Genomic DNA, 23210 nt, shown 5'->3' with positions numbered 1-23210 from the left:
CTATAAAAAATGCTTTACGCGGGGAGTTGAAAACGTTATACTTAAAGTAGTCAATTTATGAAATTAGGTTTCATCTAGTGAAACCGAAAAGGATTTAACCCTAACTGTCTTTATTCGATTTATGAAATGACTTAAGGAGGTTCATCAATGCCAGCAAAGGATCAATTCTCCATCTCTCGCAACCTAGAGGTGGGCGGTAAAAGTTACCGCTATTTCAGCCTGCAGGCGCTCGAAGAGCAAGGATACGGCAGCGTGTCCAAGCTTCCTTTCTCCATTCGGGTGCTGCTTGAAGCTGCCGTTCGTCAGTTTGACGGACGCGCGATTACCGAAGATCACGTAAAACTCTTGTCCAAGTGGAACGAAGGACGCGACAACAACAAGGAAATTCCGTTTATCCCTGCCCGTATCGTACTGCAGGACTTCACCGGCGTACCCGTTGTCGTAGACCTTGCAGCCATGCGCGACACTGTAAAAAAATCCGGCGGCGATCCTAAACAGATCAATCCGCTCGTTCCGGTCGACCTCGTTATCGACCACTCCGTCATGGTCGACGCTTTTGGTACCGACCAAGCGCTTGAAACGAACATGAAGCTTGAATTTGAGCGCAACGAGGAGCGTTACCGTTTCCTCCGCTGGGCTCAAACGGCATTCAACAACTTCCGCGCGGTTCCTCCGGGAACAGGTATCGTTCACCAGGTTAACCTGGAGTACCTGGCTTCCGTTGCGGCTACGAAGACCGTTGACGGCGAGACGCTGGTCTTCCCTGATTCCCTCGTAGGCACGGACTCCCATACAACGATGATCAACGGTCTTGGCGTTGTGGGCTGGGGCGTCGGCGGCATCGAGGCGGAAGCCGGCATGCTCGGCCAGCCGCTGTACTTTGTCACCCCTGAAGTTATCGGCTTCAAGCTGACAGGCAGCCTGGCAGAAGGCGCTACCGCGACTGACCTTGCCCTCACGGTAACCGAGCTTCTCCGCAAGAAAGGCGTCGTAGGCAAATTCGTAGAATTCTACGGTCCAGGCCTCGCCAACATCAGCTTGGCTGACCGTGCAACGGTTGCCAACATGGCTCCGGAATATGGCGCTACGATCGGCTTCTTCCCGGTTGACGACGAAACGCTGGCTTATCTTCGCAACACGGGCCGCTCCGATGAGCAGGTTGAGCTCGTGGAGAACTACTATAAAGCGCAAAACATGTTCCGTACGGCCGATACGCCGGACCCTGAGTTCTCCGACGTAATCGAACTGGACCTGGCTTCGGTTGTGCCGAGCTTGGCCGGACCGAAACGTCCGCAGGACCGTATCGAGCTTACCAGCATGAAACAAAACTTTAACGACATCATCCGTACGCCGATCGATAAGGGCGGATATGGACTCAGCGACGAGAAAATCGCAGAGACCGTTAAAGTTAACCATAAAGACGGCTCTACCAGCGAAATGGGTACGGGTGCGGTTGTAATCGCGGCCATCACCAGCTGTACGAACACGTCGAACCCAAGCGTTATGCTCGGCGCTGGCCTCCTGGCCAAGAAAGCCGTTGAACGCGGCCTGAAAAAGCCTGGCTACGTGAAGAGCAGCTTGACACCGGGCTCCCTCGTCGTAACCGACTACCTGGAGAAAGCCGGACTCCTGCACTATCTGGAATCCCTCGGCTTCTACGTGGCAGGCTATGGCTGCGCAACGTGCATCGGTAACTCCGGTCCATTGCCGGATGAAGTGAGCGAAGCGATTGCCGACAACGACATGACGGTAGCTGCCGTATTGTCCGGTAACCGTAACTTCGAAGGCCGCGTGCATGCTCAAGTCAAAGCCAACTACCTGGCTTCGCCGCCGCTGGTTGTTGCTTACGCCCTGGCAGGCACGGTGAACATCGATCTTCAGAACGATCCGATCGGTTACGATCCGAACAATGAGCCTGTGTATCTGAAGGACATCTGGCCAACGAGCGCGGAAATCCGCGAAGCGATCGGCCTGTCCGTCAGCGCTGAAGCATTCCGCGCCAAGTACGAGAACGTGTTCACCGCCAATGAGCGTTGGAACAAGATTCCTGTGCCTGAAGGCGAGCTGTACGAGTGGGACGATCAATCCACTTACATTCAGAACCCGCCGTTCTTCGAAAGCCTGGGCAACGGCCTGAACGACATCAAGGACATCAAGGAAGCGCGCGTGCTGGCTCTCTTGGGCGATTCCGTTACGACGGACCACATCTCTCCAGCGGGCAACATCGCAACGAACAGCCCTGCCGGCAAATATCTGAGCGATCGCAACGTGGAACGCAAAGACTTCAACTCCTACGGCTCCCGCCGCGGTAACCACGAAGTCATGATGCGCGGTACGTTCGCTAACATCCGGATCCGTAACCAGGTCGCTCCAGGTACGGAAGGCGGCGTTACGACTTACCTGCCAACGGAAGAAGTGATGTCCATCTATGATGCATCGATGAATTATCAAGCAGGCGGACAGAACCTGATCGTTATCGCAGGTAAAGAATACGGTACGGGAAGCTCCCGCGACTGGGCGGCAAAAGGTACGTACCTCCTCGGCGTCAAGGCTGTACTGGCTGAAAGCTTCGAGCGTATCCACCGCTCCAACCTGGTGGGCATGGGCGTTCTGCCGCTCCAGTTCCAGGAAGGTCACGGCTGGAAGAGCCTCGGTCTGAACGGCCGCGAGACATTCGATATTTTGGGCCTCAGCAACGACGTGAAGCCAGGCCAGGAATTGACGGTTGTCGCTACGCGCGAAGACGGAACCCAATTCGAGTTCCCAGCCATCGCCCGTCTCGACAGCATGGTGGACGTGGATTACTACCATAACGGAGGTATCCTCCAAACGGTACTGCGTCAAATGATCGCATCGAACCAATAAAGCATTCTTATAGGCGATTTGGCCTTAGTCAAAAATCCCCATCATCCACGCGTGGATGATGGGGATTTTGTTATTTCCCGGTACTTTTTTCCTGAATATTGGAAATTCCGTTTCGAATAAGGCCGCACAGGTTAATGGGTACAAAACATTGCGGAAACCCATATCCAGGAGGAAGGTACCGATGATCAAAATACATACGATGGCTTCGTTCCACTATCAATACCAGCGGCCGCAACCTGTGGCAGCGCCTAAGAAAGAGGAAGCGACGGACAAACCCCTGACCTTTCAAGAAATCCTTAATCAGAAAATGAAGGAAAAGAACGTGAAGCTGACTTAAGTTGAACTTACCTGTTACATACTGAGCTGCAGCGGTAAAAGGACCGTTCCCCGGATCACCAAGATCATGGGGGACGGTCCTTTTCCATCCTGATAAGAAATATCACATGTGGCCGAGCCTTCTCTGAAAATGGACAGCGTTAAGAAGATGTTATTCCGGGTGGCTGTATCACACGCAGCCTCCTGGTCATTCAATAACTTATAGTGATGCTGTCTCTGATCCGGCAATAGAATAAATTAAATCATCATTCCCATTTCCCGTGCCGCTTCCATCAGGATTGGCGCATGCTCGCGAAGCGTTTCGGCCGACAGGCGGGTTACAGGCCCGGACATCGACAACGCGGCGGCGACGCGGCCGCTGCGGTCGAAGATCGGCACCGATACGGCAGCCGCTCCAGGCTCGCGCTCTTCGATGCTGATCGCGTAACCGTTCTCCAGTATTTCCGCCAGCTGCTGCCGGTACGCGTTCTTATCGACCGCCTCCGGCCAATCCGGCGCATTCAGCAGCTCCTCCTGGTCCGCCTCAGGCGCAAAGGCCACAAGAACCTTGCTGGACGCGCCCACCGAGAGCGGCAGCCTCACGCCGACCTGGGCGACCCGGCGGATCCCCTGGTTGCTCTGAACCGCTTGAATCCGAAGGCGATCCGAACCGTCCCTTAAATACAGACTTACCGTTTCCCCAAGCCGATCCCGCAAGGCCTCCATCGCCGGCTGAAGGCGAATGGCAGGGTCGTCGCTTTGGGACAGATGCATCGACAGCTCCCATATTTTCAAGCCGAGCCGGTATTTCTCCGTCTCTTTGTTCCGCACAACGAATCCTTTGTCTTCCAGCGTTGTTAGCAGCCGATGGACGGTGCTTTTATGTAATCCGATAAGGGAAGAAATCTCCGTGAGAGCAAGTTCGCCATCCTTCGTAAAACACATCAAGATATCAAGGGCCCGCTCTACGGCACGTACCGTCAATTTGCGGTCTTCCATCCCGACCAGCTCCTCTCCTGTTTCATTGTATGAAACCTGGTTACAAGAATTATATGAGAATTTTTCTCAAAAGTAAACCATGGGGACAGGGACTTTACAGTTGTCTTACAATCTATGGTTTTGCATTGACTTTATAGGCATCCGGGCATACGATTATTATAATTTCAACTTTTTTCATGTTCACGAAACGCACTCAGACTATATGGTAAGGAGGGGCCACTTATGAGCACTACGACTGGTAGTAATGCCCCACTCTCCCAATTGAATGACGCGCCGGCCGAGCTGTCCACGGGCTTGGTCCGTCTAAAGCATATTATATTAGCGCTGCTATTATCTGTCGTTTTTTTCCTCGTTTTCTGTTTTATTGCGCTTCATGCCTATATCGCTTGGGTTTTGTCGAATCCGACGGTGGCTCCGCTCTACTCCAATCCCAAGCTTGCGAAAGATATGAATTACGAGAACGTCACGTTCCACTCGATTGACGGGAAACGAAATATCAATGGATGGTATATCCCGGCCGAGAATTCCTCGAAAACCATCGTGCTCAGCCATGGTTACGGTGCCAACCGGGAGGAAACCTGGGTACCTATGTACGATATCGCCCACTACGCGCACAATATGAATTTCAATGTGCTCATGTTTGATTACGGTTTTGCCTCCCAGACCAGCAAGGAAGTGGCGACCGGCGGCAAGGAGGAGAAACGCCAGCTTCTTGGAGCCATTGAGCATGTGAAGCAGCGCGGCGCGAAGCAAATTGTCGTCTGGGGATTCTCCATGGGGGCCGGCACCGCGCTGCAGGCAGGGCTTGAGACCAAGGACGTGGATGCCATGATTCTGGACAGCGCCTTTTTATTGGAGCCGGACACGCTTTACCACAATATCCACAACCAGATTGATCTCCCCCGTCATCCATCGCTGGAGATTCTGGAGCTGCTCTTCCCTGTGCTTAACGGCACAAGTCTGGACCAGATTCCGTACAATGAGGTGAAGAAGCACGATTACCCGTTCCCGACCTTGTTCATCCACGGAACGAAAGACGATAAGGCTCCTTACCCGATCGCCGAGAAAATCGCTTCCAACCAGACGCATGCGGATTCCGATTCCTGGATTGTAGAGGATGCCCATCATGAGCTTATCTTCCGGGAGCACCCTAGGGAATATCTGCGCAAAGTATCGACCTTCCTCGGCAAACTCGAAACGCCGGACGAACCCTGAGGTTTTCATCAGTTGTTTATATAGCGAAGAGACGGTGCCTTTCAGTATACGATTCTACTCCCCTGCTGCCTGATGCAGCGGGGGTTTTTATTTTTCCTTCATAATACAGGCCGCCAAATGAATATAGTGTGTTTAGTGAACCTGATACTGGAGGGAACGGACATGTTATTTCATTATGGAGCGAAGCTCCCGGTGCGACTACTGGAGGAAATTCGCTTTTGGAAGCATCAGGAAAGAAAACACATCGCTCTGATCAAAGCCGTGGTGCCCGATCTGGAGCCGGCCTACGTGAAGATACTGGATCAATGGGCCATCGTGTTCTCCGACACGGAGAAGGCGGCAGACGAACTTCTGCGCCATATTCTAAGTTATAATGCTTCTCCCACGCCTCAAATGCTGGCCCAGGTCGAGCAGCTCTTACGCGCGTCCTGCGAGCAGTCCAGGGAGTTCATTCGCCAGCTGCACAGCTTAAAAGAGAACAGTGAAGCCGTTCAGAAAGTACCGCTTGCCGGTACGGTCCTGCACCATGTGATTCGGGAGTCCGAATATTTCCTGAATGCTCTCGAAACGCTGAACGCCGCAGGAGCGCTGGAGAGATTCATGGATGTGGATATGCCGCTGCAGTCGATGACGCTGCACGAGGCAACGTCTCCTCCGCCGTCTACTCCCGAAGCCGAGCTGTCCATTCAAGGCATGGGAGACAGCGGCGGCAAGGCTGTGTCGATTGGCGGACACCGCCTCCCACCACTGCCTTACGCTTATAATGCGCTTGAGCCTTATATCGACGAGAAAACCATGCGGATTCACCACGACATCCATCACCAAAGCTACGTCGACGGCCTGAACAAGGCGGAGAAGAAATTGGAGGAGGCCCGAAAAAGCGGCGATTTCGAGCTCGTGAAGCATTGGGAACGCGAGCTTGCGTTCCACGGTGCCGGCCACTATCTGCATACGATCTTCTGGAACATCATGAACCCGCGGGGCGGCGGCGAACCGGGCGGAGAGCTTGCACAGCAGATCAAGAAGGATTTCGGAAGCTTCGATCGATTCAAGAAGCATTTTACCGAAGCAGCAGACAAAGTGGAAGGCGGCGGCTGGGCGATCCTCGTCTGGAGTCCGCGCAGCCATCGGCTTGAAATTTTGCAGGCCGAGAAACATCAAAATCTCTCCCAGTGGGACGTCGTCCCTCTCCTCGCCCTGGATGTATGGGAGCATGCATATTACCTTAAACATCAAAATAAACGCAAGGATTACATCAACGATTGGTGGAACGTGGTCTACTGGCCGGAAGTCGCAGAGCGTTTCAAGCATGCCAGCAAGCTGAAATGGAAACCGTTTTAACTCTCAGCCCGGCATTAGCTGCTTCGGATTGGTTAATATTGGGTATAAAGTCGATAGCCCTCCTTACTTCCTTTATGGAGTTTAGGGAGGGCTTCCCTGTTCAGAGGGGCACTTGGTCATGAGCCCGGAATTCAACAGGATTATTCAAGCTAAGGAGTAACCCCAACCTTATTGTTAGGTCTTTTTTACCACATATCTGGTTATTTATTCGGTTGAACGCTACCAAATGCTGGATTATGATATGACAGTAAGCATGGTACGCAGCCTCAGCATTGTTCTAAGGCAACAACCGAAAGATCCGGCGTGCCTGTGGGAGCAGGACATCACGACTGAAGGGATGGGTCAGTGTGAACAGTAGGTTCAAATCGCGTATTTTCATCTTTGCTTTTGTATTCATTATTCTAATTGTTGGAGGATGCCAGCCCGTGAACCATAATCAAAACGAAGCCACTGCAAACGGCAGCTCGGACGAGGTTATAACAAAGGCGAAAACCACGGCCGTTGAGTATTTTAAGGAAAAATACAATTTGGATGTAGAGATTACCAAAGAAGAGATGATGCCCTCGATCGTAGCGGACAAGGTCAACCTCGAAGGGTATGTCGTGGATCATCCTGAACAAACCTTTAAAATATCCGTAGATTTCAACACAGGCGAAACGTCCAATTTCGTGATGAACCCGGAGCTTAGAAAAGCTATTAAGGGCGAGTGACGGGCCTATGTTTCTCTTTGCAGCAACCATAGGCTCTGAACCTGATAGATCACGTTAAGGAGGGAATATATTTGAGTTCACCGCAAGTGGATGACGAGACATACCGACTCATGTCGGAAGCGGCTTACCTCGATCTGAAAAAAGAAGATACCGTTGAGGACCTGCCGGGATGGGAGGTTCTTGAGGACTATAAGAGCAACAGCATATCCGGTTTTGACGCGGTAACTTTCTACAACAAGGAAACGAACCAGGCCGTTATCGCATACCGCGGCACCGAAGCAGGCAGAGATTTATCCCATGCTCTCCCCGATTATCTGGCCGATGCGGATATTGGCATTGAAGAGATCAAACGAAAAATCCCGGAGTTCCGGGCTCCTTGGGCCGACCATGTAGACAAAGTCAAAGAAGTGACGGGCATTAACGATGTCACGGATTGGTTCGGCGAACAATCGAGGAAAATCGATAAGAAAACGGATATCTTGGGCACCAATCAGATGTATCAAGCCGAGGATTACGCGCTGGAAATGAAGGAGAAATACAAGGGTGTTGATTTTTCCCTTACCGGTCATTCGCTGGGCGGAGCCAACGCGCAATATGCTGCCGCTTATACGGGCATGTCGGCTGTCACCTTCAGCGCCCCGTCCGTCATCGGAAGCCTCTCCCCTGAAGCCAGAAGAAAAGCCGAGAATGGGGAATTCGATTCCCAGATCATTAATTTCGCCCATCCCGGCGACATTATTGCCAGCGGTGCGCTCGGAGGTTACGACGGTCACGTCGGCTCTACCTATTACATAGACTCCAGTTACAAAGATGCCAATGACGGGCTCAGCATCAAAGAAAAAATCGATAATACGCTGGGAGGCCCCAACTATCACCAGCTGGACCGCTATCAATTCGAGAATGGTTACATTTCGAACCGTCTTTATGACGGCGCTACCGGTAAAGCCGTGGATTCGCCCAGAATCCCTGCCCACAGCGATCTCTTGTTTGGTCTTGGCGGGCCGTTGAGCAACTTGGGCTTAGGTTTAGGTTTGGGCGGCTCGCTGGGAGCCATAGCCGGATCGGCGGGAGGCTCCTCCGGTACCATCCAGGTTACCCCTGCCGAGCTGCGAAGCGTAGCCGAGAAATGGCGAGCGCATGCCCATCAGAGCGATGCCGAAATGCAGGGAATCCGGCAGCGTCTCTCCAAATACATGTTCTCCAGCCACAGCCGGCGTCTGCAGCCGATCGTCCAGCAGCTGGATACATCCATCATGTCGATGAGTCAGTGGCATCTGCAGCATACCACCGACATCGTGCAGTACATTAAATTTAAGGCGGATCTGTTTGAACGTACAGATAACAGCGGGTAAACATCTATTAGCAACCACCGGGAGGAATGGGGATGAGTCGAGAGATTCTGCTGGAGCTTGATGATTTGCTTCAAGCCGAACGCGAGCTGACGGGGCTGCTTGCAGCCCTTCGGTCCGACGAACAAGAGGCACGGGTCATGTATGCCCGCCTTCAGGATTGGAAGGGACAATCGGCTAATGTGCTGAGGGATCAGATCGAAGTCTTTTTCATGGAGATGTCCCGTCGAATCCGGGAGATCGAGGAGCAAAAAAGCGCCCTCGTCCAGTATGTGCAATATATGAAACAAGTCGATGGCGCATCTTGATCTTTCCTTCCCTGTCCTGGATGATCAGATGGCTTCAGATGGCTTCATATCGTCACAGTGATAACAAAAAAAGGCTTCGCCTCCGTGGGCGAAGCCTTTTTGATATCATGAAGATCCAGCTTAGTCTTTAATCAAGGACAGAAACTCCGAGCGCTGCGCGGAATCGCTCTGGAACGTACCGCGTACAGCCGACGTTACCGTCTTGCTGCCCGGCTTCTTCACGCCGCGCGCGCACATGCACAGATGCTCGCCTTCCACCACGACCATAACGCCGTTAGGCTGCAGCGCCTCCACCATGATATCGGCGATTTGCGAAGTGATGCGCTCCTGCACCTGAAGACGGCGCGTAACCGCCTCTACCAAGCGTGCCAGCTTGCTCAAGCCGGCGATTTTGCCGCTCGGGACATATCCGATATGGACTTTGCCGAAGAACGGCGCCATATGGTGCTCGCACTGGCTGTAGTATACGATATCCTTCACGATGACCAGTTCCTCGTGATTCTCGTCGAAGGTAACCCCGAGAACGTCCTTGGGATCGACTTCATACCCCGCAAAGATCTCTTCGTACATTCGCGTCACGCGGGCCGGTGTCTCAAGCAGACCCTCACGCTTGGGATCTTCACCGATCAGCTTCAATATTTGCTCTACATGGTACTCGATCTGCTCCCGGTTTTGGCCTACTTTATGGTTCACATAGTCCTTTACGCCCGCCACAGTACAATCCCCCTTTCCGTTCCAAAAAAAGCAAACGGTTAACTTATAGCCGCTGTTAGCGGTCTTTTTAAATAGAAATGCCCCTCCGTCGTTCCATTTAGACGGGAGCGGGCTTTCTTGCATTATGATTTGCGTTTGCGGCCTTGCCCTTTGCCCGGCATAGGCTGATTTTTCATCATTTGCTGTGCACGCTGCATCTGCTTGCTGTTCATGTTATACCCCATTTGTTTTGCCATCTTCTGCAGCATTTGCGGATCGTTCTGCATCTTCTCCAATTGCTTGCGCAGATAGAATACGCCGATGAAGAATCCGCCGACCAGACCCACGATCAATGTAATAATCGGAATGACAATATCCATCACTTGACCACCTTCTACTAATATCTGCCATTTAATGGCGCATACACGAACCTATCATAGCATGTCCTTTTCGTCACAGCAAATGAAAATAACGGATGTTCGGCAGCAGGCAGTTCCGATGATTACGTCTTGGTCAACTACGACCCTTTACGGTCCGGCATGGCTCCTTCGATCGTCAACAAGGTGCGTTTGATTTCCGGGCCGCCGGCATAGCCGATCAACGCTCCGTCGGCCCCTACCACCCGATGGCACGGCACGATGATCGGAACGGGGTTCTTATTGTTCGCTCCGCCCACGGCTCGAACCGCTTTCGGACGCCCGATGGATTCGGCTACATCCTTATAGGAGCAAACCGTTCCATAGGGAATGGATTTCAGCGCTTCCCATACCTGCAGTTGGAATGAGGTTCCGCGCATGTCCAGCTGTACGTCGAAGGCCTTCAGTTCCCCGGCAAAGTACTGCTTCAACTGCGTGATCGCAGGGGCTAGTCTGGCCTCGTCCCGTTGGTAGCCGCCGTTGCCGGCCCAAGTCCGCGACCACTGCTGGATGACCGCTTCCTTCACATAGAAGCTGCCGAATTCAATGAGACAAAGGCCCTTCTCCGTGGCGCAGACCGTCAACGGTCCGATCGGAGATTGAACTTCATCATAATACAGCATTTCCGGTCCTCCTTCAGGGATGGCCATCGGCTCGACCCCCTGAATGACAGGACCCTCCTGATCCGGATTGCCCCCATTAGAGGAACCCGAAACCCCGGCGGATGAAACTTCGGCCGCGGCTTGCGCTTCGGCAGGTGCTTCATGTCCAGCCGGTTCAGGCTTTAGTTTATTCAAGGCTTGCTGCAGCATATCTCGTACTCGGGAATCCCCTTCTGATTTCATGCTTTTCTCTAAGTTGTTCAACGCTTCTTCGCCTCCAATACGGCCCAGAGCCCATGCAGCGGTTCCCCGCAGCTCCGGGCGCGGGTCCTTCAGCAGTACTTCGCTCAGCTTCGGTACGGCTGAAATATCTTTAAAATTGCCGAGCGCGATGACGGCATTGCGCTGAATCGGCTTACGGCCGCGCCAAGCGGCGGACGTATCTCCGAAGGCCTCCTTGAATTCCCGGTTGCTCATATCCAGAATGGGCAGGAGCAGCGGCTTGGCTTTTTCAGGATCGGGCTTGAAGTCCTCTTGATGAGTCCAGCTCTTGCCCCGGTTCTTCGGACAAACAATTTGACAGGTATCGCATCCATACAGCCGGTTGCCGATCTTGCGCATGGCCTCTTCGTCCAGAAATCCTTTGGTCTGGGTCAGAAAAGAAACGCAGCGCTGGGCATTCAGCTGCCCGGGACCGACAAGGGCGCCGGTTGGGCATGCATCGATGCATTTGGTGCACTCCCCGCAATCCTCGGTTACCGGCGAATCCGGCGGAAACGGGATATTGGTTACCATTTCGCCAAGGAATATCCAGGAACCGAACTTCGGAGAGATGATGGAGCAGTTCTTGGCACTGAAACCGATGCCGGCCCGCTGCGAGACGGCCCGGTCGACAAGCGCGCCGGTATCCACCATGCTTTCAAGCTTTGCATCCGGCACGCGTTCCTTGATGTATGCCTCCAGGCGGCTCATCGCCTCACGGAGCACATGGTGATAATCCCTTCCCCAAGCGGATCGCGCCATGATGCCCCTGTACTTGCCAGGCTCCGATTTCGGCGGATTCTCCATCTTGGAGTGGTACGTTATCGCGATGGCGATCAGGGACTTCGGCTCGGTGCCGGGGAGTGCGGGAGTCACCCGCTTATCCAGATCCGGCTCCTCGAACCCGGACTCATATCCCTTATCCCGATGGGATTGCAAAATCCCCTTCAGGGATTGGAACGGCTCCGCCGAGGCGAAGCCGATATCATCTATGCCGAGCTCGGGTGCAACGGCTTTTAGCTCCTGCTTGAGCTCCTCCCATACCGAAGGCGGAGGAGCGTACGAGCCGAGTGTGTAGGTCATTCTCCAGCGCCTCCTTTTCTGGGATGATGTTCTGTCTTAAGCTACAGCTTTTTGATCTCGGACAACGGCCAGAAAATAAATTCGGCCCTGCCCACGATGTCGCTTTCCTTCACGCTGCCGAACATGCGGCTGTCCTTGCTCTTTCCGAGGTGGCGGTTATCCCCCATAACAAAATACCTTCCCGCTTCCAGGGTAACGGGCTCAAAGCCAGGATCCTCGATCGGGACATCGGTATACCCTTCCTCTTGGGCCACGCCGTTCACGTACAGCTTCTGATCCTTTACCTCAATGGTATCCCCGGGTACGCCGACGACGCGCTTAACAAGAAACTCCTTCTTGTCCGGTCCGTCGCTCGGATCCTTAAGCACAATGACGTCGCCGTGGCTCGGTTCCGAAAAGCGATAGACCACTTTATTAATAAAGAGCCGCTCCGATGCCACCAGCGTCGGCTGCATGGATTCGCCCTTAACCATAGACAGGTTAAACACAAACATATTTAGAAGCACCATAATAACAAATGCAATCGCAATCGTCTTTACCCAATCCCACAGCTCGGCGGCCCAGCCGTTCTTCTTGGCCGGTTGATTCTGAGGCCCGTTGTTCTCGCCATGCTCAGTTGAATCCGGAGGAATCACTTGTCCCATGCTACACCTACTTTACTTCGATTTCACCTTCGAGCATCGAGGGCGGCACCTTCAAAAACAGGTACATTAATAGAAAAGCATATCTCCCACCCATTTGCAACGGCTGAAAGATATGCTTCATATCGAAAAAATGTCGTTTCTTATCTCTGTCGAAGCTTAAGGCCGCCGTTTTGCGCTGCTCGTATGTACCGCTGTAGTCGCTGCAACTATTGACCAAGGATACTGAGCTTCTGGAACGACCGCAGGATTTGGCTGGCACCGTATCCCATGGCTTCATAAAATGGCATGGCTGCGGCGTTGTGCTCATCTCCGGCTACCATGATCCGACTGACTTTCCGTGATTGAAAACGCTGTTCCATCGCTGATATCAAGGCTTTGCCAATCCCTTTCCTGCGATAGTCGGGATGAATGGCGATGCGGTAATAACAACCATGATTGCGTTCGATCGTACCGATTAAGGCACCAACGATTTCACCGTTTTCTTCTGCCACCATAATCAGATCGGAGTCCCAAGCGAGCTGCCTGGAGAAAGGCTCCATCGTGTTTTCGTAGCATTCTTCCGACAAAGCAATCTGTAATAGCTCGGTTACGGGGTTACAGTCACTCAACTGAAAGGAACGAACATGCATTTCAAAATCTCCCTTTTCGTTAGCATGATGCGGTTTACCCGGTTTACAAAGATCTAGTATTCCGTTAACGCAAACCTGACATTTAAGTTTACTACAAAAAACCCGAAAATCCTGTTTCCTTGTCCATTAAACCACATCTTTCTCGTAAATTCACGAGTTTTCTTCTGAAAGCGCTTTATATGAAGCGTTTTCATTATTTTTGATGGATAAAATTCCATATTTTTGTTGAATGAACGATTCGTTTCCTGCCGTTAAACCATTAGCTCATGGTAAAAATTGCTCCATTAATTACCAATGAGTTTACATCATTCATTGTCTCCATGTATTTTTGAAATCACCGGGCTACCTCTCCTGTGGCGATACATGCTGTAATGAAGGAACTTGATGAAAAAAACAGCGCCCCCCGGCCATGTGCCTTTGGAGGAACGCTGCTTTCGTACATCCATGTTTACTGGAGAACGACGGTATCTCCCGCTTTCAGCCCTGACAAAACCTCGATTTTATCAAGCGTCTGCATCCCCGTCTCAATATCCTGCCGCTCGATCTGGCCGCCTCCCTTGTCCACCATGACATAAGAGCTATCTCCCTCCGTCATGACGGCCAGCTTGGGAACCACCACCGCCTTGTTCTTCCGTTTGGTCACGATCTCTCCGTTCAGCGTCAATCCGCCGATCAAGCGATCATTCTTCGGCAGCGAGATGATGACCTTGAACTGCGGCGTCTGGGACGTCTGTTTCTCCTGAGCCGTCGCCTCGGCGAATTTGGCCACTTCCAGCACCTTGCCCTTTAGCTTCAAATCCTTGATGGACGGCAGCTTGACTTCTACCGCCATGTCCGGCTGAATGCTGAAGATGTCGTTTTCCCCGACGTATGCCACTAACCGCAGGGAATCCAGGTCGACGATTTTGCCGATATACTGGTTGGCCGTCACCGATTGCGGCCGCTGCTGGGTCGGGTCGAACAGGAACAGGCCTGCTGCCGGAGATACGTATGTCGATTGCCTCAGCCTGTCGTTCAAATCGGCAAGCGTCTGACGTTCGATATCGTTGTTCACCTCGTCCAGCTGACTGCTCAGCCGCGCATTTTCCTGGTCTGCCAGCATTTTCAGGCGCTCCGCCTCCGTTGCGCCTACAGGCGCGTTGTCGAGATCCTGATTCAGCGTAAACTCCTTCAGCTCCTGCTCCAGCTTCCGCTTCTGCAGCTCGGCCTCCTTCTGCTGGAGCTGCTGGCGAATCGCCTTTTGCTCCAACTTGAAAAGGGCGTCGCCTTTTTTGATCTGCTGGCCGTTCTCGACGTTCCAGGACTCCACCTTCGCTTCAAAAGGCGCGTATACGTTCGTTTCCTTTCCGTATTCGGACGTTCCCTTGACCTGCACGGTCGATAGGATCGTTTCCTCGGTTACGGGGAATGAGATGACCTGCGGCTCTTCCATCATGGGAATCTCAGGTTCCTTGGGTTTCACCTGCCCATATCCCCAATATCCCACCAGACCCAGCACAGCAGCGATAACCGTCCATTTTATGATTTTTTTTATCATTCCGATTTAGCTTCCTTTCCGAAACTCATGATCCTAATCCCGCTTGATGGCCAGCAGCGCATTCGTTCTTGCTGCGCTGATCGCCGGGTATATCCCCGAGAAGATGCCCGTCATTACGGCGAAGGCAATGCCGATCGGCAGCGTCTCCGCCGTCACGGCGATTTGCAGTCCCGACATGCCTGCCGAAGCCATGATGAATGAATTCAGCCCTTTGATGATCAAATACGCGAATACGATGCCGAGCAAGCCGCCAAGCAAACCGAGCAGGCTGGCTTCCACGATGAACATGTTCCGGATTTGCGGCATATTCGCTCCCAGAACCTTCATGATGCCGATTTGCCGGCGGCGCTGATGCGTCGACATCGTCATGGCGACGATGATCGAAATCGAGGCCAGCAACAGGATAAATACGCCTACGCCGAGAGCGATCGCCTTAAAGGTGTCCAATTGGGAAGCAACCTGATCCCGCATGGCCAGATTGTCGCTCGCATTCAGCGCAAGCTTGGAGATCAGGTCCTCGAGCGGTTTAATATATTGCAGATCCTCCACTTTGACCGTTAGATTATCGTAAACCCGCTGTTTCGAAGCTGGCCCTTTTTGCAGATTCAAGCTGTCCGTCAGCCAATCTGCCGTGTCAAAGGATATGTAGGCCTGACGGTCATAGAATGCAAACTGGGCATCCCGCCCCTTGGGCACATCCAGCACGCCCCCGACGTAGAGCTGCGGGCTGAGCAATTTCTTGTCGTTGTCCATCTGCTCCAGCTGAACGTTCTTTCCGATCATTTCCGAAACGGTGCTCTCATACTTCTGGAACTCTTCCCATAGCTGCGGATTGTTGGGATCGGAATTCATCATATTGTTCAATCTTTCGCTCGTCTCCGCGTCCTTCCATCCGGTTGTCGCTCCGTAATTCAGCACCACGGCACCGATCTGCTCCAGCGGGCCGCCTTCCTTGAACCGGTTTCCCTGCTCTTTAAGCTTGGACAGGTCCACGGCCACGACGTTGATGCCTTCATGGATCAGGTTGTCGGACGAAATGGTCCGGAAATAACCGAGCTGCTTGGTGGCTACAACGGATTTGACGTGATTGAAGCCCTGAATGACCTGAACCTTATCATCCGTAAGCAATCCCCGTTCTCCTCCCGCCGATTGGCCGCCGCCTTCCCCGGGCCCGCCCGTGCTCTGCGGAGTCACCGTAATTTCGTCAAGTTTCATGCCGCCTATGATTTCCGTCTCCAAATAACTCTGGGCGCCGTTTCCGATGCTGATCGCTACGATGATAGCCGCACATCCGATCGAAATGCCGGTCATGCACAGGGCCGTTACCACTTTACGGCGTTTGATTTGTCCCCATGCCAGCCGTATGCTGTCTAAAAATCTCAGCTGACCTCACCTGCCTCCTCCGAATGAACCGGGACCCCGGACAGAGGCGAAGGGGCGCTCGGCCCCCGTTGCCCTCCCGTGGAAGTCGCGTAGTTCTCCGGCTGAACCAAATAACCGTCGCGGAGCATAATCGTTTTTTTCATTTGGGCGGCGACTTCCATCTCATGGGTAACGATGACAAACGTCGTTTTCATGGACTCGTTCAGCGACATCATGATTCGGATAATTTCCTCTTCCGTTTTGGTGTCCAGGTTGCCCGTCGGCTCGTCCGCAAAAATGACGGAAGGCTCGGTAATCAACGAGCGGGCAATACTGACGCGCTGCTGCTGTCCGCCGGACAGCTGGGACGGGTACAGCGAAGCCTTATCGCCGATCCCCGTCATCTCCAGAAGCTCCATCGCTTTCTTGCGGCGCTTGGACGGAGAAACGGATTGAAAAACAAGCGGAAGCTCCACGTTCTCACGAACCGTGAGTGTCGGAATCAATTCGTAAGCCTGAAAAATAAATCCGATATGCTTGCGCCGAAAAACGGCAAGCTTGTTTTCCCCGTATTTGACGATATCCTGATCCGCAATATAAATATGGCCTTCGGTCGGTTTCATCAGCCCGGCCATCAAGTTGAGCAGCGTGGACTTGCCCGATCCGGAGCTGCCGAGCAGCGCAATCATCTCGCCCTTCTGGACTTCGAACTGGATGTTATGAAGCACATTTAACACTTCGTTGCCGTTCTTAAAGCTGTGCGATACATTTTCCAAACGCAGCATGTTCGCTATTCCTTTCCGGTTCTTAGTCTATCTCTCCTCGTTCGGGTCCAGAAGGGGCTGGAACGTCAGGTTGTAGCTCTGGCTGCCCAGCGTAATCCGCTCGTTCTGGAATTCGTCCACAAGGGTCAAGTTAAACCAGCCGCCGCGGAGCTTTTTGTACTGCTCGTCCGTCAGCTCCATCGATATCGACCGGGTGCCCGGCACTTGGATATCGGTGCCTGGCGTAAGCGTCCGCTCCTGTGTTTGTCCGAGGCTGTCCTTGATGATGAGTATCAGCTTGCGGCCGGAATCCGCGGCCGCAATGCTCTCGCTCCGTTTCACATCCAACGTGGCATTGAGCGATATGGTGGAACTGCCCTCCTGTAAATGTCCGGCAGCTTTCGTGACCGAAACGCTGTAAGGATACCAATCGAGCTGCGTCAGGCCGGAGCTTGCCGCAGGTCTGGCCGGATTCAGCATCAATTTTTTCACGCCCAGCACACCCGTAGCGTCCTTGCCCGTTTCCGCAAGCTTGCCTCCGGACATCGCCGTGCCGAGGGCCAGGCCCAATTCGCTGGCAGCCCCTTTCGGCACTCGGGCCCAAAAGACGATCGACTGCCTGGATCCCGGCTGAAGGGCCGCTTCCGGCTGAAGGGTCTCCGCTTCATAAATCCTGCCGTCCGCGCTTTGGAAGTACCCCTTCAGCACTGCGGCTTGAACGCGGCGCTGTTCGTTGCTGGTCAGCACGAATTCCGAATAGACGATATCGGAATCTGCTCCTTCATAGATGACCGTCCGCCGTTCTTGTGCCTCCGCACGTTTACCCGCAGCCGTGACCGTATACGGCTTCCCTTTCTCCAGAACGCCGATCGACTGCATCATCCCGGACGTGGTCATGGTCAGGAACGACGTTTTGGCCGCCTCCTGCTGCGTAAACAGCTCGAAACGGAGCGAACGTATATCCTTCGTATACGGGATCCGCGCCATGACGTACACCTCGGTTGATGCCCCCGGCGCAATCAGGGAGCCCTGCTCCTCAGCGATGACCTCCGGGCCGGCCAAGCTTGTTTTTTCATCCGCCGTGACGTTCGCTTTAAGCTCAGGCAGCGGCAGCGATTTGGATTCCTGGGTATTCCGCAGCCGCAGCTTCGCCACGATCAGGTCCTGGTCCTGCCACGGCAGGCGCTGGATGGATTCCAGCGTGTACGCAAATCCTTTGGCCGACTGCGCGCCGTATTCCACGCCGATGGATGACTTGCGTTCCGTTTGGTACGGGAGGGCAAAGTATGCAATCGGGAGGGTCAACGGCTCCTGGACCTCTGAGGTCGGCTCGCTGCCCGACTCACCCGGATTCGCGGGCGGTTTGGATGAGCCGGCCGTGCCTGATGCCCCGATCATTTGCAGTTTCAGCCGGTCCTGCTTGAGATCAAGCGGAAGCGCGATTTCCATCACCATCGTTTTCTCTTCCCCCGGGCGGAGCGTCAAGCCCGCTTTGGCGTCCGGCGTATAAGGATGGAAGGAGCCTTCGGACGCTTTAATCGCGAACTCGTAGGCCGGAACCTCCACCGATTTTTTTCCTTTGTTCTTGAAGGCCATCTCGATGGTCCATATGCCCTGTCCCCCGGAGGCACGCAGCGAAGACTGGCGGATTCTGGCATCGACCGGAATCCCCCGGATGGTCAACTTCTTGGCTTCGCCCGCCTTGACGTCCCACTTCGGAGCTGTTGCCGCCGGCAGCTTGAATGAGGCGACAGGCAGGGACAGCTTCAGCGTGTCATCGTTTTCGGTCCATAAGAAACGCAGGCCGGCCGTCTTCAGGTAAGAGGGAACTTCCGTTATGTAGTAAACCAGTTTCTTTTCTTTGGGCTGGACAGGCACCCCCTCTGCCCCCGCCTCATGACGCAGAGGGAACGAATTGCCGCTTGCCGTTACCAAATGCGGCTCGAATCCCCGATCGTTCCATACCTTGCCGCCATGATTAGTCATATACATCCCGACTTTGGCGATGACTTTGCCGTCGTACTTGATGATCTCCAGCGATTCCGCCTTTACGGTAACCGGCGTTCCGCCCAGCTTCAGCTTGGTGCTTGAGCCCGTTGGGACGGCAGCGGAATAATTGGCGGGCATTCTGTACGTTCCGACGCGCTGCAGGTAGCCTTTGACCTGCGGATTCCATACGTCCATGACCAGCTTCATGCCGGCCAAAGAGCTGCTGTCGGTCTTCGCATAGTAAGTGACGCTCACGCTTTGCCCGGGCTCTACCTTTTTCTTGGCCAGGTCCTTGGAAATGGGATTGGCCGCGCTCACGGAACCGCCGGGAAGGACCACCTTGGGAAAATAAGATACCAGGCGCGCCGCGCTCTTGCCCCCATTTTTATAAGTCAGGGTAAATACCGCCGCATGCGACCCGTTTTGCTGCCATACGTCGGCATGGTCGAGCTTCGCCGTGACGTTGCTGCCCAGCTTCACGCTCCAGGCCAGATTTGCATTTTTCTGCGCGGCTGACTTCGCGATTTGCGATGTCTCCGTCTTAGATGCAGCAGCTTCGACTTGCGGTGCCGCAGCCAGAATCGCAGCCATCAAGATGGCCGTCACTCTGAACTTTGTACTATTCATGTTACGACTCCTTTCTACCTCGATCTATCCCTTTCATGCTCCATCTATAAGTACAGATTTCTTCAAGGCTATATATATAACGACAACTTTCTTAGGAAAGTTTTTCATCATTTTCCATTGCGGCGAAACAACATTCTTTAGGCCTTAAATCGGCTCTCGCGGACTTTTCAAACATAAAAGTTGATTTAATCACCCAAAACGGTTTAATATATGTAGTGTAGCCGGATTACATATTCCATTGCTCCGGGATGATAAAGGCTTCCTGATGAAGGAAGGCCTTTCATCATAACCAAAAACTAAATTTACAGGAGGTTTTTACTATGGCATTTCAATTACCAGCACTTCCTTACGCAAACGACGCGCTCGAGCCCCACATCGACGCACAAACGATGGAGATCCACCATGATCGCCACCATAATACCTACGTAACCAACTTGAACGCTGCTCTTGAGAACGCTCCTGAGCTTCAAGGCAAATCCCTTGAGGATCTGATCGGCAACCTTGATGCTGTACCGGAAAGCATCCGCACAGCGGTTCGCAACAACGGCGGCGGCCATGCTAACCACTCCCTGTTCTGGGAAGTGATCGGACCAAACGGCGGCGGGCAACCAACCGGCGCTTTGGCTGATGCCATCAACAGCGAGCTCGGCGGCTTCGATAAATTCAAGGAAGATTTCGCCAAAGCGGCTACAACTCGTTTCGGCAGCGGCTGGGCTTGGCTCGTTGTTAAAGACGGCAAACTGGCGGTAACCAGCACTCCTAACCAAGACAGCCCGATCATGGAAGGTCAAACTCCTCTCCTCGGCCTGGACGTTTGGGAGCATGCTTACTACCTGAAATATCAAAACAAACGTCCGGACTACATCTCCGCATTCTGGAATGTTGTAAACTGGGAAGAAGTCGGCAAACGTTACGACAACGCGAAGTAATATCGCCTGACGACAACCGATCTCATATCACAAAAAAGGCTGCTCTCCGCCGTAGACCCTGTCTACCGCGAAAGCAGCCTTTTCATTTTCATTGAATTCTCCTACGCATCGTTTGCCGCTGCCGCAGGGCCGGTCTCATAATAACGCGCTTTGGACGGCGAGTAGATGACCGCCAGCAGCATGGCCGAGGACAGAACCGCTGCGCCTGCACCGATCAGGCATACGGCCTGCAGCGACCAGGCATCGGCGGCAAAACCGAGCAGGAGCGTGAAGAGAATCTGCAGCATCCCTTCCAGCAGTCGGGTCACGCTCGTAAAGCGTCCCATGAGATCAACGGGGACCTGGTTTTGAAAAAAGGTGGTATAGCCCGCGTTGGCATACGAAGAGAAGAAACCAAACACGATAAAACCGATTACGGCCGTCATGAGGCCCGATGCCGCATAGAAGATCATATAACCGATGCTCGACAGGAGCATCCCTGCACCGATAAACATACGCAGCGACAGCCGTTTAACGGATAAAGAGGCAGCCATCGAGCCTGCCAGATACCCTGCTCCCGCAACGCTGACAAGCAATCCGTAATCCTCGTCGCCGAGGAGCAGCACCTGCTTAATGAACGTGGCCTCCTGGGAATCAAGCGCAAAACCGAGCAGCGTGGCGGATTGAAACAGCACGTATACGAGCATAAAATACTTCGCGGCCTTTCCGAAATCGATCACCGCGGCCCAGTCCCGAAGCAGCATTCTCATCGTCATGGCCTCCCGCTTGCTGTCTGCCGCCTCCTCTTCATCCACATCGGGAAGGAAATAGATGACAAGCGCACAGATCAGGAAGGATACCGCATTGATGACGATGCTGACCCGAATATCCGTGTAGGCGATCAACAGGCCGGATAAGGCGGGTCCAAGCAATACCGCGCCGGAAGTCGTAAAGCTGGACCATGCGTTGAACCGCTTTCGTTCCTCTGCCGGAATCAGCTTCGTTACGTACGTCATGGACGTAGGCCCAAAGAAAGAGCCTGCCACGTTAATCAGAAACATGATGCCATAGATGCCCCACACCGAGGACATGAAGGGAATCAGGGCGATCAAGGCCCCCCGGATCACATCGGTGATCATCATAAGCCTGCGCTTGTTCGCCCTGTCGATGATGCTGCCCGCCCAGGAGTTGGTCAACAGGGTAGCGAGCGGCCGGATGATGAACAATCCGGCTACTGCCGCGGGAGACCCCGTCATGTGGAGCACGAGCAAATTGATGGCAACCAGATAGATCCAGTTCCCGAGATTGGAGATCCCGATGCCAAAAATGTACAACAACGCATTCTTCCAACTATGCAAAAGCTTCACGACTCCTTACAAACCTCTTCTGCATTACATCCTAATGAAAAAGGCAAAAGCGGCTTCAAGATGAGAAATAGGCATTCAGAATCCGGATGAATACATTGGGAAATGCGTAACGCTCCATATCCTGAACGTGAATCCACCGGAAATTCTCTTCGCCCGTCTCATATGCAGCCGCGCTTTCCGCAGCCTGCAGGACTGCCGGCGGCACATCCTGCCACTTACAGCGGTATACGCCCATATTCCATTGAATATGGCTAAAGGTATGCTCCGCGTCCATCACATGGCCGATCGGCTGGACCGGGACCCCATCCTCCAGCAAGGCATCGCGCAAGCGGACCATCGCCGTCTCCTCGGGCATTGCAGCCGGTACGCTGCTCCCATCGGCCGGTACGATCACATGCGGCAGCTCCCACATCCCGGCCAATAAACCGGCGGCTGGACGCTTGCGGATCAGGATCTTGCCTTCGTGCACGCCGGTGCCCTCTACAATCGCGGTAAGACGGTATTCAGGGCGCGGCGGCTTGGCCTTCGTTTTAATAGGAAGCGATTCCTCTTTGCCCTCCAGCCTGGCCGAACAATGCTCCATGACCGGACATACCAGGCATTTGGGCGACTTCGGCGTACAGATCAAGGCCCCCAGCTCCATCAGCGCCTGGGTGAAATCCGAGGCCCGTCCATCCGGAACCAGCGTCAGCACCAGATCCTCCATCTTAGTACGGGTTTTCACTTTCATGATATCTTCCTCGATCAAAAAATAACGGGAAAGCACGCGCATCACGTTGCCGTCCACGGCCGCGGCCGGAATGTTGAACGCGATGCTGCGAATGGCGCCCGAGGTATAGGGCCCTATCCCTTTCAGACCCGACACTTCGTCTTTGCCGCTGGGCATCACGCCATCGTACTGCTCCGTCACTTGTCTAGCGGCAGCCTGAAGGTTGCGTGCGCGGGAATAATAGCCCAGACCCTCCCAGCATTTCAATACATCGTCCTCCGGCGCGTCCGCAAGCGATTGGATCGTCGGAAACCGCTCGATAAACCGATGGAAATACGGGATCACCGTATCTACCCGGGTCTGCTGCAGCATAATTTCAGATACCCATATATAATAAGGATCGCGATGCCTGCGCCATGGCAGATCCCGTTTATTGATTTCATACCAATCCAGCAGCTCTTGGCTGAAGTATCGTTTGTGTTCCGTGTTATGCATCTATTCGTAATCTCCTTCGTCT

At 53.5% G+C, this 23210-nt stretch carries 20 protein-coding genes; 8 read left to right on the top strand and 12 right to left on the bottom strand.

The genetic code is table 11. The features are described from left to right. Positions 1-147 precede the first annotated feature (147 nt). Both acnA and AC3RCL_RS04270 read left to right on the top strand, forming a co-directional pair. Positions 148-2865, top strand: a complete 2718-nt coding sequence (acnA, locus tag AC3RCL_RS04275; protein ID WP_492534632.1) for an aconitate hydratase AcnA — start codon at positions 148-150, stop codon at positions 2863-2865. 181 nt (positions 2866-3046) lie between these two features. Further along, entirely contained in the window at positions 3047-3202 is a 156-nt protein-coding gene (locus AC3RCL_RS04270) for a hypothetical protein (RefSeq protein ID WP_213580212.1), read from the top strand. A gap of 236 nt (positions 3203-3438) precedes the next feature. Here AC3RCL_RS04270 and AC3RCL_RS04265 read toward each other — a convergent pair whose 3' ends face one another. Then, positions 3439-4179 carry an IclR family transcriptional regulator gene (locus AC3RCL_RS04265; RefSeq protein ID WP_009591105.1) on the bottom strand — a complete coding sequence of 247 codons (741 nt, stop codon included), beginning with the start codon at positions 4177-4179 and terminating at the stop codon, positions 3439-3441. Between the two features lie 222 nt (positions 4180-4401). On the opposite strand from AC3RCL_RS04265, the gene AC3RCL_RS04260 reads away from it, so the two are divergent. The 5 genes from AC3RCL_RS04260 to AC3RCL_RS04240 all read left to right on the top strand — a co-directional run bounded on the left by AC3RCL_RS04260 (position 4402) and on the right by AC3RCL_RS04240 (position 9102). After that, complete coding sequence (locus AC3RCL_RS04260) at positions 4402-5394, top strand: alpha/beta fold hydrolase (protein ID WP_090912756.1); 993 nt, start codon at positions 4402-4404, stop codon at positions 5392-5394. 162 nt (positions 5395-5556) lie between these two features. Next, a complete protein-coding gene (locus tag AC3RCL_RS04255) occupies positions 5557-6735 on the top strand; it encodes a Fe-Mn family superoxide dismutase (RefSeq protein ID WP_492534631.1) in 1179 nt (392 codons plus the stop codon). Positions 6736-7160: 425 nt separating this feature from the next. Then, positions 7161-7445, top strand: a complete 285-nt coding sequence (locus tag AC3RCL_RS04250; RefSeq protein ID WP_090912753.1) for a hypothetical protein — start codon at positions 7161-7163, stop codon at positions 7443-7445. Positions 7446-7516: 71 nt separating this feature from the next. Next, positions 7517-8797: a lipase family protein gene (locus AC3RCL_RS04245; protein ID WP_492534630.1), complete on the top strand. Its 1281-nt coding sequence runs from the start codon at positions 7517-7519 to the stop codon at positions 8795-8797. A gap of 32 nt (positions 8798-8829) precedes the next feature. Next, positions 8830-9102: a hypothetical protein gene (locus AC3RCL_RS04240; protein WP_096777009.1), complete on the top strand. Its 273-nt coding sequence runs from the start codon at positions 8830-8832 to the stop codon at positions 9100-9102. A 120-nt stretch (positions 9103-9222) separates the two neighbouring features. Here AC3RCL_RS04240 and folE read toward each other — a convergent pair whose 3' ends face one another. The 9 genes from folE to AC3RCL_RS04195 all read right to left on the bottom strand — a co-directional run bounded on the left by folE (position 9223) and on the right by AC3RCL_RS04195 (position 19709). Then, positions 9223-9816, bottom strand: coding sequence for a GTP cyclohydrolase I FolE (gene folE, locus AC3RCL_RS04235; RefSeq protein WP_012819021.1), 594 nt, complete (start codon positions 9814-9816; stop codon positions 9223-9225). Between the two features lie 122 nt (positions 9817-9938). After that, a complete protein-coding gene (locus tag AC3RCL_RS04230; RefSeq protein ID WP_009594912.1) occupies positions 9939-10175 on the bottom strand; it encodes a YneF family protein in 237 nt (78 codons plus the stop codon). A gap of 137 nt (positions 10176-10312) precedes the next feature. Further along, a complete protein-coding gene (gene queG, locus AC3RCL_RS04225; protein ID WP_492534629.1) occupies positions 10313-12157 on the bottom strand; it encodes a tRNA epoxyqueuosine(34) reductase QueG in 1845 nt (614 codons plus the stop codon). 41 nt (positions 12158-12198) lie between these two features. Further along, positions 12199-12801: a signal peptidase I gene (gene lepB, locus AC3RCL_RS04220; RefSeq protein WP_009594926.1), complete on the bottom strand. Its 603-nt coding sequence runs from the start codon at positions 12799-12801 to the stop codon at positions 12199-12201. A gap of 206 nt (positions 12802-13007) precedes the next feature. Then, on the bottom strand, positions 13008-13430 hold the full coding sequence (locus AC3RCL_RS04215; RefSeq protein ID WP_012819018.1) for a GNAT family N-acetyltransferase: 423 nt from the start codon (positions 13428-13430) through the stop codon (positions 13008-13010). A gap of 448 nt (positions 13431-13878) precedes the next feature. Next, positions 13879-14967 (bottom strand): efflux RND transporter periplasmic adaptor subunit, encoded by a 1089-nt coding sequence (locus tag AC3RCL_RS04210; protein ID WP_009594868.1) that lies wholly within the window; start codon positions 14965-14967, stop codon positions 13879-13881. 33 nt (positions 14968-15000) lie between these two features. Beyond that, the gene (locus tag AC3RCL_RS04205) at positions 15001-16296 is read right to left on the bottom strand and encodes an ABC transporter permease (protein ID WP_213580209.1); all 1296 of its coding nucleotides are present in this window, start codon (positions 16294-16296) and stop codon (positions 15001-15003) included. Positions 16297-16346: 50 nt separating this feature from the next. Continuing rightward, on the bottom strand, positions 16347-17114 hold the full coding sequence (locus tag AC3RCL_RS04200; protein WP_492534628.1) for an ABC transporter ATP-binding protein: 768 nt from the start codon (positions 17112-17114) through the stop codon (positions 16347-16349). Positions 17115-17141: 27 nt separating this feature from the next. Then, on the bottom strand, positions 17142-19709 hold the full coding sequence (locus AC3RCL_RS04195) for a hypothetical protein (protein ID WP_492534627.1): 2568 nt from the start codon (positions 19707-19709) through the stop codon (positions 17142-17144). A gap of 320 nt (positions 19710-20029) precedes the next feature. Here AC3RCL_RS04195 and AC3RCL_RS04190 point away from each other — a divergent pair, with 320 nt between their 5' ends. Further along, positions 20030-20638, top strand: coding sequence for a superoxide dismutase (locus AC3RCL_RS04190; protein ID WP_009594941.1), 609 nt, complete (start codon positions 20030-20032; stop codon positions 20636-20638). A 101-nt stretch (positions 20639-20739) separates the two neighbouring features. Here the strand turns inward: AC3RCL_RS04190 and AC3RCL_RS04185 are convergent, their stop codons facing one another. Both AC3RCL_RS04185 and mutY read right to left on the bottom strand, forming a co-directional pair. Beyond that, complete coding sequence (locus AC3RCL_RS04185) at positions 20740-21975, bottom strand: MFS transporter (RefSeq protein ID WP_096777014.1); 1236 nt, start codon at positions 21973-21975, stop codon at positions 20740-20742. 64 nt (positions 21976-22039) lie between these two features. Further along, on the bottom strand, positions 22040-23188 hold the full coding sequence (gene mutY, locus AC3RCL_RS04180) for an A/G-specific adenine glycosylase (RefSeq protein ID WP_492534626.1): 1149 nt from the start codon (positions 23186-23188) through the stop codon (positions 22040-22042). Positions 23189-23210: the final 22 nt, after the last annotated feature.

Source organism: Paenibacillus sp. MT86, from assembly GCF_058792535.1.
The sequence above is the reverse complement of the archived record's forward strand: the minus strand, read 5'-3'. Positions and strand labels throughout refer to the sequence as shown.

Coding starts and splice junctions, on each gene's coding strand:
- AC3RCL_RS04270 (WP_213580212.1), top strand. CDS start 3,047: ATGATCAAAATACATACGATGGCTTCGTTCCACTATCAATACCAGCGG.
- AC3RCL_RS04265 (WP_009591105.1), bottom strand. CDS start 4,179: ATGGAAGACCGCAAATTGACGGTACGTGCCGTAGAGCGGGCCCTTGAT.
- AC3RCL_RS04230 (WP_009594912.1), bottom strand. CDS start 10,175: ATGGATATTGTCATTCCGATTATTACATTGATCGTGGGTCTGGTCGGC.
- AC3RCL_RS04215 (WP_012819018.1), bottom strand. CDS start 13,430: ATGCATGTTCGTTCCTTTCAGTTGAGTGACTGTAACCCCGTAACCGAG.
- acnA (WP_492534632.1), top strand. CDS start 148: ATGCCAGCAAAGGATCAATTCTCCATCTCTCGCAACCTAGAGGTGGGC.
- AC3RCL_RS04200 (WP_492534628.1), bottom strand. CDS start 17,114: ATGCTGCGTTTGGAAAATGTATCGCACAGCTTTAAGAACGGCAACGAA.
- AC3RCL_RS04240 (WP_096777009.1), top strand. CDS start 8,830: ATGAGTCGAGAGATTCTGCTGGAGCTTGATGATTTGCTTCAAGCCGAA.
- lepB (WP_009594926.1), bottom strand. CDS start 12,801: ATGGGACAAGTGATTCCTCCGGATTCAACTGAGCATGGCGAGAACAAC.
- queG (WP_492534629.1), bottom strand. CDS start 12,157: ATGACCTACACACTCGGCTCGTACGCTCCTCCGCCTTCGGTATGGGAG.
- AC3RCL_RS04195 (WP_492534627.1), bottom strand. CDS start 19,709: ATGAATAGTACAAAGTTCAGAGTGACGGCCATCTTGATGGCTGCGATT.
- AC3RCL_RS04190 (WP_009594941.1), top strand. CDS start 20,030: ATGGCATTTCAATTACCAGCACTTCCTTACGCAAACGACGCGCTCGAG.
- mutY (WP_492534626.1), bottom strand. CDS start 23,188: ATGCATAACACGGAACACAAACGATACTTCAGCCAAGAGCTGCTGGAT.
- AC3RCL_RS04210 (WP_009594868.1), bottom strand. CDS start 14,967: ATGATAAAAAAAATCATAAAATGGACGGTTATCGCTGCTGTGCTGGGT.
- AC3RCL_RS04260 (WP_090912756.1), top strand. CDS start 4,402: ATGAGCACTACGACTGGTAGTAATGCCCCACTCTCCCAATTGAATGAC.
- AC3RCL_RS04255 (WP_492534631.1), top strand. CDS start 5,557: ATGTTATTTCATTATGGAGCGAAGCTCCCGGTGCGACTACTGGAGGAA.